Genomic DNA, 10,334 nt, shown 5'->3' on the forward strand with positions numbered 1-10,334 from the left:
CTCTTGCCGCGGCTGAAGGATTTGATCAAAGCCGCCGGCTTCAATCCGGACTACTACACTGGCGTTGGGTCGGCCTTCGACGAGCCGTATGACGCCTACAAGCCGAGCGGCAAGAATGCCAACAGCCAGATTGAAATCATGCAGGAAGACGGCAGCCTAATCGAGCTTTCCCAGCTCAGCCCCTTGGTCAAGGCCCTGAACGGAACCCTGCAGGGCGACGAGCGCTTCTTCTTCCCGGTTGCCATGCTCAAGCAGGCCGATTTTCAGAAGTATCTGAAAAACGGTAAGCTGCTTTCAGGCAAAAATTAATCCAAAAGAAAAACAGCCACTGCACTGCAGCGGCTGTTTTTTATTGAAAACTTTATTGGTCCTTGTACTTGTTGGCGTCGTAACGGGTGTCAAAAAGCGGACTCATTGGCTTGTGTTCCATGATCAGCTTGATGGCATCGCCCATCAAAGGCCCGACGGAAACCAAGATCATCTTGTCGAGGTTCTTTTCGGCTGGCTGTTGAATTGAGTCGGTCAAAACCAGGCTCTTGATTACGGAATTGTTCAAGCGGTCAACGGCTGGGCCGGACAAAACGGCGTGGGTCGCGCAGGCGTAGACTTCAGTAGCACCGGCATCCTTCAAGGCCTGGGCTGCCAAAGTGATGGTCCCGGCAGTGTCGATCATGTCGTCGATCAAGATGGCCCGCTTGCCCTTGACGTCACCGATGATGTTCATGACTTCGGCAACGTTGGCCTTTGGCCGGCGCTTGTCGACGATGGCGATTGAAGTGCCCAGGAATTCAGCCAGCTTTCTGGCCCGGGTAACGCCACCGTGGTCTGGAGAAACGACAACGGCGTCTTCTTCCAGGTGGTTGCTCAAGAAGTAGTCAGCCAGAAGCGGCGCGCCCATCAGGTTGTCGACTGGGATGTCGAAGAAACCTTGGATTTGCGGAGCGTGCAGGTCCAGTGACAGAACGCGGTCAGCCCCGGCAGCTTGAATCATGTCTGCGACCAGTTTAGCAGTGATTGGTTCTCTGGCGCGGGTCTTCCGGTCTTGGCGTGCGTAGCCGTAGTATGGCAGGACGATGTTCACGGAAGCGGCACTGGCCCGGCGGACAGCGTCGATCATGATCAAAAGTTCCATAAGGTTGTCGTTGACCGGCGCGCTGGTGGATTGGATCAAGAAGACATCCTTGCCACGGACAGAATCGTCGATGTTGACTTGAATTTCACCGTCGCTGAAGCGAACGACACTTGAGGTTGAAAGCTTTAACCCCATCCGCTTAGCGATCTTTTCAGCCAACGGTTTGTTTGAGTTAAGCGCAAAAAGCTTGATGTTGTCCTTGTAAGACATAATTCCCTCCGAAAAAAACAGCATTTACCATTTCTATTCTAACAAAATCCGGCATTCTTTTGTTGGAAAAAAGGCATTTGTGTTCAGTTTTTAAGCAAAAAATTCTCTTTGTCCCGCCTTTGCCCTGGCCAAAAAGCAAGAAAGCCTTTTATTTTTTAAGCAGATAGAAAAAATCGTCTGTTTTCGGGCAAGAAAAAAGCTTCGGCTTCCGCCGGAGCTTCTTGATGATTACTTGCTTGCAGTTACCTTAACGGCGCTAGCCTTCAAGTAGGCGCTGTTGCCGATGTAGTAGTACTTGGAACCCTTGATGGTGATGGTCTTTGAAACCTTGTAAGTAGTGCCCTTGTAAGCTACGGTACTCTTCCAGCCATCGTAAACGTATGGGCTCTTCTTAGTGAACTTGGAGCCGTCCTTGTGGTAGAAAGGAGTGGTCTTCTTGATAACCTTGACTTGGGTTACAGTCTTCTTGGAGCTGCTCTTCTTTGAAGATGAAGAACTTGAGCTGCTTGAAGAAGAGCTGGAGCTTGAAGTTGAGCTAGACTTCTTTGAAGTTGAAGTTGAGCTGGTCTTCTTTGAGCTTGAAGTTGAGCTGGACTTCTTGGAGCTTGAAGTCTTGACAGTCGTCGTCTTAGTAGCAGTTACCTTGACGTCGCTGGCCTTCAAGTAGGCGCTGTTGCCGATGTAGTAGTACTTGGCACCCTTGATGGTAACAGTCTTGACTACCTTGTAAGTCGTACCCTTGTAAGCAACGGTGCTCTTCCAGTTGCCGTAAACGTATGGGCTCTTCTTAGTGAACTTGGAACCGTCCTTGTGGTAGAAAGGAGTGGTCTTCTTGGTAACCTTGACTTGAGTTACCTTGGTAACCTTGGTCGTGGTCGTCGTCGCGAAAGCCGCGTTTTGAGCCAGCAATGCGGCTGGAGTAGCCAGAGTCAAAGCCAATGATGCTGATGCGAAAGCAATTTTCTTAGTAAACTTCATCGATATGCAAAACCTTTCTTGCTTCTTTTTCTACATTGCCTCGATTATACACCCTATTTTCCAGAAATGCTTATTAAAGTTCTTAAAAGATCCGCAAATTTTCGTTAAATTGGATGAAAACCGATTCATTTTTTCAAAAGAAAAAAGAGAGCCTGCGGCTCTCTTTTATCCTACTTCCATTCGTCGTCTTCAGACAAAGACAGCTTGTGCCAGTAGTCTTCCTTGTTGACCTGCCGGCCCCGGGCGATGGCCATTTCGTACTTGCCAACGTCCTTGGTGATCGTGGAATCGGCCGCGATAAAGGCGTGGTCAGCCACCTTGATCGGGGAAACCAAAGTCGAGCCGGCGCCGATGAAGGACTTGTCGCCGACCGTCGTGTGGAACTTCTTGACCCCGTCAAAGTTGGAGAAGATGACCCCGCAGCCGACATTGATGTCCTTGCCCAAAGTGGCATCCCCGACGTAAGTCAAGTGGCCGACCTTGGTGTTTTCGCCGATTTCGGCCTTCTTGACTTCCACGAAGTTGCCCAGGTGAGCGCCCCGCTTGATCAAGGCCTTCGGCCGCAAGTGGGAGTTTGGCCCGATGTCGGTGTTGTCTTCCATGATTGACTCTTCAATCGTTGAAGAAGTTACCGTCACCCCGTTGCCGATCTTGCTGTCGATGATTCTTGACCCGGAAGTGATCAGGCAGTCCGACCCAATGACCGTGTGGCCCTTGAGCGTTACGCCGCCTTCGATCACCGTGTCATTGCCAATCTGTACGTCAGCGTCGATGTAGGCCGTTGCCGGGTCGATAAAAGTGACGCCGGCCCGCATGTGCTCTTCATTGATTCTGCGCTGCATGATCCGGGTGGCTTCTGCCAGGGCGATCCGGTCGTTTACCCCCAGGCTTTCGCTGAAGTCCGGCATCTTGTAGGCGCCGACCTTCTTGCCGGCCTTGCGCAAAATTTCCAAAACGTCGGTCAGGTAGTACTCGCCTTGGGAGTTGTCGTTGCCGACCTGCTTCAAGGCAGCCCAGAGCTCCTGGTTGTCAAAGCAGAAGACCCCGGTGTTGATTTCCTTGACCTTCAGTTCTTCCGGATTGCCGTCCTTTTGTTCAACGATCCGCAAGACATTGCCCTGGTCGTCTCTGATGATCCGCCCGTAGCCAAAAGGATTCGGCGCTTCAGCCGTCAAAACCGTGGCTGAGTTGCCTTCTTCCTCATGGTAGGCAAAGAGCTTTTCGAAAGTTTCGCTGGTAAAAAGCGGCGTGTCACCGGTTACCACCAGCGTTGCCCCAGCTAAAGCAGCCAGCTGGCTTTCGGCCTGCATTACCGCGTGGCCGGTCCCCAGCTGCTCTTCTTGCATGGCAAATTCAGACTTGCCAGCCAAGACTTTCTCAACGTCTTCGGCCCCGTGACCGACGATGGTCACGATCTTGCTTGGCTTGATCGCTCTGGCCGCGTCAACGACATGTTCAACCATTGCCTTGCCGCAAACCTGGTGCAGGACCTTGTAAAGCTTGGATTTCATTCTGGTGCCCTTGCCGGCTGCCAGAACTACGACATATTTTTCCATCTGTAATAACCTTCTAAATTTAATAAGCTAGCCTTCATGGCTAGCTTATATTGTAACATTTAGAAACGATCGAAGTTAGTTCTAGTTAAAAAGTTCCCAGGCTGGGCCAGGATGATCTCTTTTTCACTGTCGATCTGGTCAATGTTTACCAAGGAAACGTAGTCCTTGATCTTGCGTTCTTCCTCGTATTCAGTTTCGCAGAGGACGCAGACGCCGGCAACCTGGCAGTCGAATTCCTTGACCAGCTGCCGCATCCCGTCCAGAGTGCCGCCGCCCTTCATGAAGTCGTCCACAATCAGAACGTTCGTATCTTTGTCCAGGGCCCGGGTCGGCAATTCCATCTTGGCCACGCGGGAAGTCGATGAGGACATGTAGTTGACGGACACGGTCGCCCCTTCAGTAACCTTGGACCGCTTGCGCGCCGTTACCGCCGGAACGTTCAAGTAGCTGGCCACGGCGTTGGCCAGGGAGATGCCCTTGGTTTCAACCGTCATGACGGCTTCGATGTTGGCATAAGCATAGCGGGTGGCAATCAGCTTGCCGATCATTTCCAGATCGTAAGGGCCGCCCAGAATGTCTGACAGGTAGACAAAGCCCCCCGGCAAAATGCGGCTGGAGTCCTGAATGCGCCCGGCCAGGTCCTTAAGGTACTTTTCGGCCGGCTTCTGGCCAAGAAACGGAATGTAACGGACCCCGCCGGCTGCTCCGGCTACGGTCTCCAGGATCCCGTCTTCGTTGCTGGCCAGGGTGTGCTTCAAAATGGCCAGGTCTTCCGAGATCGATGACTTCGCAGCCCCGTAGCGCTTGGCGAAAAATGGCAGAGCGATTAAAGTATGCGGGCGCTCCATTAAAAACTTGGTCATGTCTACTAATCTTTCAGAACGTTTCATTCTCTTTCCTTCCTAATGTCTGTTTTTGTACTTATACTAATATACTCTAAAGGGCAAAAAAAATCACTAACATTTTCAAGAAATGTTAGTGCAAAAATTCGTATTTTTACTCTTCATCACTTTTATCATCAAATTCCAGCAGGATGTTCTTGGTCAAAACATCAGTGTAGCTGTATGATGCGTGTTCAAAATTATTACTGTCCTGATCCAGAGCCACTACAAACACTGCCGGAAAAGTGTTCTTCAAAACGCCGCGGCGTCTGGTAACCTTCTTGCGTCCCGCTTGGGCAACGATCGTCAGCTCTTCGCCTAGGTGGGCATCTAACTTCTGCTTAATGTCTTGAATATTGATTGGCAATTATGACACTCCTTTATCGATATATTGTATCATATTTTTATTAGATAATCAATATCAAATTATTTATTCATTTCATTAATTGCCCGGCTGATTTTTATGAAATCAGCGATTGCCAGCTGTTCCGGCCGCTGGCGCGGATCCAGGTCCAGGCCGGCCAGCAGTTTCTCCCGGTCCTCCTTAGCGGGCACCAGGGCCTTCAAGTTGTTGGCCAGGGTCTTGCGGCGCTGGGCGAAGCAAAGCTTGACCACCCGGTCAAACTGCTTGCGGTCGCCGACCTCCACCTGCTCTTTCAAAGGCCGCAAAACCACCACGGCCGAGTCAACCTTCGGCTGCGGCATGAAGGAGCCGTGCCCGACCTCCAGGGCCAGGTCGACGCTCATCCGCGTCTGCACGGCAATGGACAAGGGACCGTAAGCCTTGGAGCCAGGCTGGGCGGCCAGGCGCTCAGCCACTTCCTTTTGCATCATCAAAGTCAGGCTGGTAAAGTCCAGATCCGCCTCAAGCAGGTTGAAGATGATCGGCGTGGTGATGTAGTAAGGCAGGTTGGCCACGACCTTGACCGGCTTGGTCAGATCGAAAAAGCCATCCAGGTCCGCATGGAAGTCAGCCTTCAAAACGTCCTTCATGATCAGTTTGAAGCATTCGTCCCGGTCCTGGCCGTTGATCTTCTCAGGCAGCTCGTTGGCCAGAATTTCCGGCAGGGTCTGGTCGACTTCATAAGCGGCCACCTTGCCGCCGGCCAAAAGCAGCTGCTCGGTCAAAGAGCCGATCCCCGGCCCGACTTCGATCACCTGGTCGCCGGCCTGAACGCCGGCAGCGCGGACGATCCCCTGGACGGCGTCCAAGTCGACCAGGAAGTTCTGCCCCAGGTTCTTTTTGGCGTGGACATAGTAACGGTTGACGATCGCGGCCGTCCGGACCGGACTAGCGATTGGAATTCGATTGGTCATTTTCTGCCTCCTCTACTGCCTGTTTCAGTTCAGCAAAAGTAATGCCGAAAGTCTGCAGACGCTGATAAAAACGTTTGGAATTGGCGTAGCCGATCCCGAGCTTGATGCCGACAGCCTCCCTTAAGCGGCGGGACTGCCGGCCCATGGCCAGGCCCAGGTCGACATAGTCGCTGAAGTCAAAGTCGGCCCGGGGCCGGTTGACCTCGTGCAGGTCGCTGAGGGCCCGCTCCAGGGCTTCTTTTGACGCGTGCTCCACTCCCAGGCTGCCCTGGCCGCTGGGCTCGCCTTCCTTTCTGGTGATGAAGGCCTGCTTGGCCGTTGGCACCGCCTCGGTCACCAGGCGGCGGATCCGCTCGCCGTTGACGTCCGGATCGGTAAAAACGATGATCTCGCGGCTTTCGGCCAGCTTTTTCAGCTTGGCCAGGACCGCATCAGAAACGGCCGAGCCATTCGTCTCGACCGTTTCAATTCCTGGAAAAAACTGCTTTAAGCGAATCGTATCGTCCTTGCCTTCCACGACAACGACGGCGTTAAAATTCTTCTGCATTTAGTCCGTAAATCCTCATAGTGTTCGCATAGGTTGCTTCGGCAACTTCCGCCAGTTCCAGCCCCCTCAGGTCCGCGACCGCCTGGGCGACGTAGCGGACGTAGCCGGGCTCGTTCTGCCGGCCCCGGTAAGGCACCGGCGTCAAATACGGCGCGTCAGTTTCCACCAAAAGCCGGTCCAGCGGGACCATTTTGGCTGACTCGTGCACTTCTTGCGCCTTCTTGAAGGAAACGACGCCGGAGAAAGAAAAGTTCACGTTCAAGTCCAGGAACTTATCCGTCCACTCCGGCCCACCGTTGTAGCTGTGCAAAACCGCCCCGTATTCCAGATTGGCTTCCTTCAAAATCTTCCAGCAGTCCTCAAAGGCATCCCGGGTGTGGATGTTCACCGGCAGGTGCAGGTCGCGGGCAACTTCAATCTGCCGGGCGAAAACTTCCCTTTGCACGTCCCGCGGAGATTCATCCCAGTAGTAGTCCAGGCCGATTTCCCCGATGGCGACCACCTGGCCGCTTTTGGCCTGCTCAACCAGCAGGTCTTCAGCAGCCTGGTCATAGTCCTTGGCTACGTCCGGGCAGTAGCCGATGATGGCCTTGACGTTGTCAAAGCGCTTGGCCAATTCCAGAGCCCCCAGATTCATTTCCGGGTCCTGGCCCACGCAGTTCATGCCAACGACGTCCAAATCGCGCGCCTTTTGGACATACTCGGCTTCCTTGCCGGCAAAAGGCTTGTCATTCAAGTGGGTATGGTTGTCGTAGATTTTCATTAGCCCAGTTCAGCCCCTACCGGGTGTTCATCGCCGACCAAGGCCAGCTTGACGTCGCCGTCAGCTTCGCTGGACAAAAGCATCCCCTGGCTTTCGTGGCCCAGCATCTTGCGCGGCTTCAGGTTGGTTACGGCTAAAACCTTCTTGCCCAAAAGAATGCTTTCATCCGGGTAGAACTTGCGGATCCCGCTCAAGATTTGTCGCTCGCCGGTCTTGCCGAAGTCCAGCTTGAACAGCAGGAGCTTGCTTGACCCTTGAACCGGTTCAACGGACAGGATCTTGCCGACCTGGATCTTGACCTTGGCGAAGTCGTCGATCGTGATCTGCTTTTCGTCCTGCTTTTGTTCTCTTCTGGACTGCTTCTTTGGCTTGGCCTTCTTCATTTCTTCCTTGATGTAGGCAACTTCTTCAGCATTCTTCAAGCGCGGGAAGATTGGCGTTGGCTTGGCAACGACGTTCACGTCCCAGGCAAAGCCGCCGAACTTCAAGTCCTTCTGGCTTTCGTCATCCCAGTCAAGGCCCAGCTGAGCGAACATCTTGGCCGGAGTTTCCGTCATGACCGGAGCGATCATGACAGCTACCAGGCGCAGGCTTTCTGCCAGGTTGCTCATGACTCTGGACAATTCCTGGCTCTTGCCTTCCTTGTTCAAAACCCACGGGGTGGTTTCATCGATGTACTTGTTGGCCCGGGAAATCAGCTGCCAGACGTTTTCCAAAGCGTTGGAGAAGTGCATCTTGTCCATGTTGTCGTAGTAGTCGCTGATGGACTTGGCGGCAACGGCGGCCAGGTCAGCGCCGTACTTGTCCTGTTCCTGGTCAACCGGAGCAACCAGGCCCTTTTGGTACTGGTTGATCATGGAAACCGTCCGGTTCAGCAGGTTGCCCAGGTCGTTGGCCAGGTCAAAGTTGGTCCGTTCAACGAAGTCTTCTGGGGTAAAGGAGCCGTCAGCGCCAAACGGAATTGCCCGCATCAGGTAGTAGCGGACCGGGTCCAGGCCATAGCGGGAAATCAGGGATTCCGGGTAAACGGCGTTGCCCTTGGACTTGGACATCTTGTCCTTGTAGATCAAGACCCAGCCGTGGCCGAAGACCTGCTTAGGCAAAGGCAGATCCAGCGCCATCAGCATGATTGGCCAGTAGATGGTGTGGAAACGGACGATTTCCTTGCCGACTAAGTGGACGTCGGCTGGCCAGTACTTCTTGAAGAGGGAGTCGTCGTCTGACCCGTAGCCCAAAGCGGTGATATAGTTGGCCAAGGCGTCGATCCAAACGTAAACGACGTGCTTCGGGTCGCTTGGCACCGGGATCCCCCAGTCAACCGTGGTCCGGGTGACTGACAAGTCTTCCAGGCCCGGCTTGATGAAGTTGTTGACCATTTCCTTTTCCCGGGAGTTTGGCTGGATGAATTCCGGGTGGTCCTTGTAGTATTGGAGAAGCCGGTCGGCGTACTTGCTCATTCTGAAGAAGTAGGACGGTTCCTTGACCAGCTGGACTTCGTGGCCGGACGGCGCGATCCCGCCGACAACGTTGCCCTTGTCGTCTCTGAAGACTTCCTTGAGCTGGGATTCAGTGAAGTATTCTTCGTCTTCGACTGAGTACCAGCCGGTGTATTCGCCCAGGTAGATGTCGCCTGAGGCCTTCAGCTTTTCAAAAATCTTCTGGACAGCCTTGACGTGTTCTTCGTCAGTGGTCCGGATGAACTTGTCGTAGTTGATGTCCAGCTTCTTCCACAGTTCCTTGATGTCCTTGACCATCCCGTCCAGGTAGGCCTTTGGCTTCATGCCCAGCTTTTCAGCCTTCTGTTCGATCTTCAAGCCGTGTTCGTCGGTCCCGGTCAAGAAGAAGGTGTCATAGCCGCGGGACTTCTTGTAGCGGGCCATGGTGTCCGCTGCCACCGTCGTGTAGGCGTTGCCGATGGTCAAGCGGCCTGACGGGTAGTAGATTGGCGTGGTAATGTAAAAAGTTTTCTTGTTATCTGCCATAGTGGTTGATCTCCTCAAAAATTCTATACTCTCTATCATACAACAAAAAGCCTTACCTTATAAAGCTGATGCGCGATTTAACGGGCTTTTGCGGCAAAAAAACAACGGCCTTTTTGCCAAGACCGTTGTTTTTGCTTTAAATCAGGAATTTTTCCTTCTTCATATAGAAGTGCTTGACGACCGTGGTCAAAAGCAGGTAGCAGACCAAAAGGCCGGCCACGATCCACAGGAATTCCTCGTTCAAGTGGCCGAACTTCATTGCCCCGGCCAAGCCTGAGAACGGCAGGACGGTGCCGAAGACCGCGGCCCCGAAGGTTGCCAGCATGACCGCGCTTGAAGCCCGCTGCTGGATAAACGGCAGGCGCTCGTCGCGCAGGGCGTGGATGACCATTTCCTGGGTCCACAGGGATTCCACGAACCAGCCGGTGTGGAAGACCGTTATGAAGGCCAGCTTGCCGGCCGGATCCAGGCTGGCGTAGCTGCCGCCCGTTAAGGCCGGGCAGACGATAAAGAAGAGAACGGCAAAGGTGATCACGTCAAAGACGGATGAAGCCGGGCCAAAGTAGAACATGAACTTCGGCATCTTCTTGGTCGACCATTCCCGCGGCACCCGCAGGTAGTTTTCAGACACGCTGTCAAACGGCAGAGCCAGGCAGCTGGTTCCGTAGAGCAGGTCCAGAATCAGGAGCTGCAGCGGCAGCATCGGCAGAAACGGCAGGAAGATCGAGGCCACCATGATGGACAGGATGTTCCCGAAGTTGGACGACAGGGTGATCTTGATGTACTTCATGGTGTTGGTCAGGGTCTTGCGGCCGATCCGGACCGCGTGTTCCAGAACGCTCAAGTCCTTTTGCAAAAGGATGATGTCGGCTGACTCCTTGGCCACGTCGACAGCAGAGTCAACAGAGATGGAAACGTCAGCCTGCTTCATGGCCGGGGCGTCGTTGATCCCGTCGCCCATGTAGCCG

At 53.6% G+C, this 10,334-nt stretch carries 10 protein-coding genes and 1 pseudogene; 1 reads left to right on the top strand and 10 read right to left on the bottom strand.

The genetic code is table 11. The features are described from left to right. A pseudogene (locus lacNas_RS08950) lies at positions 1 to 309 on the top strand (hypothetical protein); the annotation flags it as partial. A 52-nt stretch (positions 310 to 361) separates the two neighbouring features. On the opposite strand, the gene lacNas_RS08955 reads toward lacNas_RS08950, so the two are convergent. The 10 genes from lacNas_RS08955 to lacNas_RS09000 form a co-directional block, all read right to left on the bottom strand. Continuing rightward, positions 362 to 1,342, bottom strand: a complete 981-nt coding sequence (locus lacNas_RS08955) for a ribose-phosphate diphosphokinase (RefSeq protein ID WP_201330764.1) — start codon at positions 1,340 to 1,342, stop codon at positions 362 to 364. A 228-nt stretch (positions 1,343 to 1,570) separates the two neighbouring features. Continuing rightward, entirely contained in the window at positions 1,571 to 2,320 is a 750-nt protein-coding gene (locus lacNas_RS08960; RefSeq protein ID WP_201330763.1) for an SLAP domain-containing protein, read from the bottom strand. Between the two features lie 170 nt (positions 2,321 to 2,490). Beyond that, a complete protein-coding gene (glmU, locus tag lacNas_RS08965; RefSeq protein WP_201330762.1) occupies positions 2,491 to 3,876 on the bottom strand; it encodes a bifunctional UDP-N-acetylglucosamine diphosphorylase/glucosamine-1-phosphate N-acetyltransferase GlmU in 1,386 nt (461 codons plus the stop codon). A 59-nt stretch (positions 3,877 to 3,935) separates the two neighbouring features. Then, the gene (gene purR, locus lacNas_RS08970; RefSeq protein WP_003612830.1) at positions 3,936 to 4,766 is read right to left on the bottom strand and encodes a pur operon repressor; all 831 of its coding nucleotides are present in this window, start codon (positions 4,764 to 4,766) and stop codon (positions 3,936 to 3,938) included. 106 nt (positions 4,767 to 4,872) lie between these two features. Continuing rightward, entirely contained in the window at positions 4,873 to 5,124 is a 252-nt protein-coding gene (locus lacNas_RS08975; protein ID WP_201330761.1) for a Veg family protein, read from the bottom strand. Between the two features lie 59 nt (positions 5,125 to 5,183). Continuing rightward, on the bottom strand, positions 5,184 to 6,074 hold the full coding sequence (rsmA, locus tag lacNas_RS08980) for a 16S rRNA (adenine(1518)-N(6)/adenine(1519)-N(6))-dimethyltransferase RsmA (protein WP_201330760.1): 891 nt from the start codon (positions 6,072 to 6,074) through the stop codon (positions 5,184 to 5,186). Continuing rightward, the gene (gene rnmV / locus lacNas_RS08985) at positions 6,049 to 6,621 is read right to left on the bottom strand and encodes a ribonuclease M5 (protein ID WP_201330759.1); all 573 of its coding nucleotides are present in this window, start codon (positions 6,619 to 6,621) and stop codon (positions 6,049 to 6,051) included. The genes rsmA and rnmV overlap by 26 nt, the downstream gene beginning before the upstream one ends. Continuing rightward, the gene (locus lacNas_RS08990; RefSeq protein WP_201330758.1) at positions 6,605 to 7,384 is read right to left on the bottom strand and encodes a TatD family hydrolase; all 780 of its coding nucleotides are present in this window, start codon (positions 7,382 to 7,384) and stop codon (positions 6,605 to 6,607) included. The genes rnmV and lacNas_RS08990 overlap by 17 nt, the downstream gene beginning before the upstream one ends. Beyond that, positions 7,384 to 9,366 (bottom strand): methionine--tRNA ligase, encoded by a 1,983-nt coding sequence (gene metG / locus lacNas_RS08995; protein ID WP_201330757.1) that lies wholly within the window; start codon positions 9,364 to 9,366, stop codon positions 7,384 to 7,386. Before metG ends, lacNas_RS08990 begins: the two co-directional genes overlap by 1 nt. A 136-nt stretch (positions 9,367 to 9,502) precedes the next feature. Further along, positions 9,503 to 10,334 (bottom strand): HAD-IC family P-type ATPase (locus lacNas_RS09000; RefSeq protein WP_201346792.1); only part of this gene is annotated, 832 nt, incomplete at its 5' end.

Source organism: Lactobacillus nasalidis, from assembly GCF_016587775.1.
In the GTDB taxonomy this organism is placed as follows: Bacteria; Bacillota; Bacilli; order Lactobacillales; family Lactobacillaceae; genus Lactobacillus; species Lactobacillus nasalidis.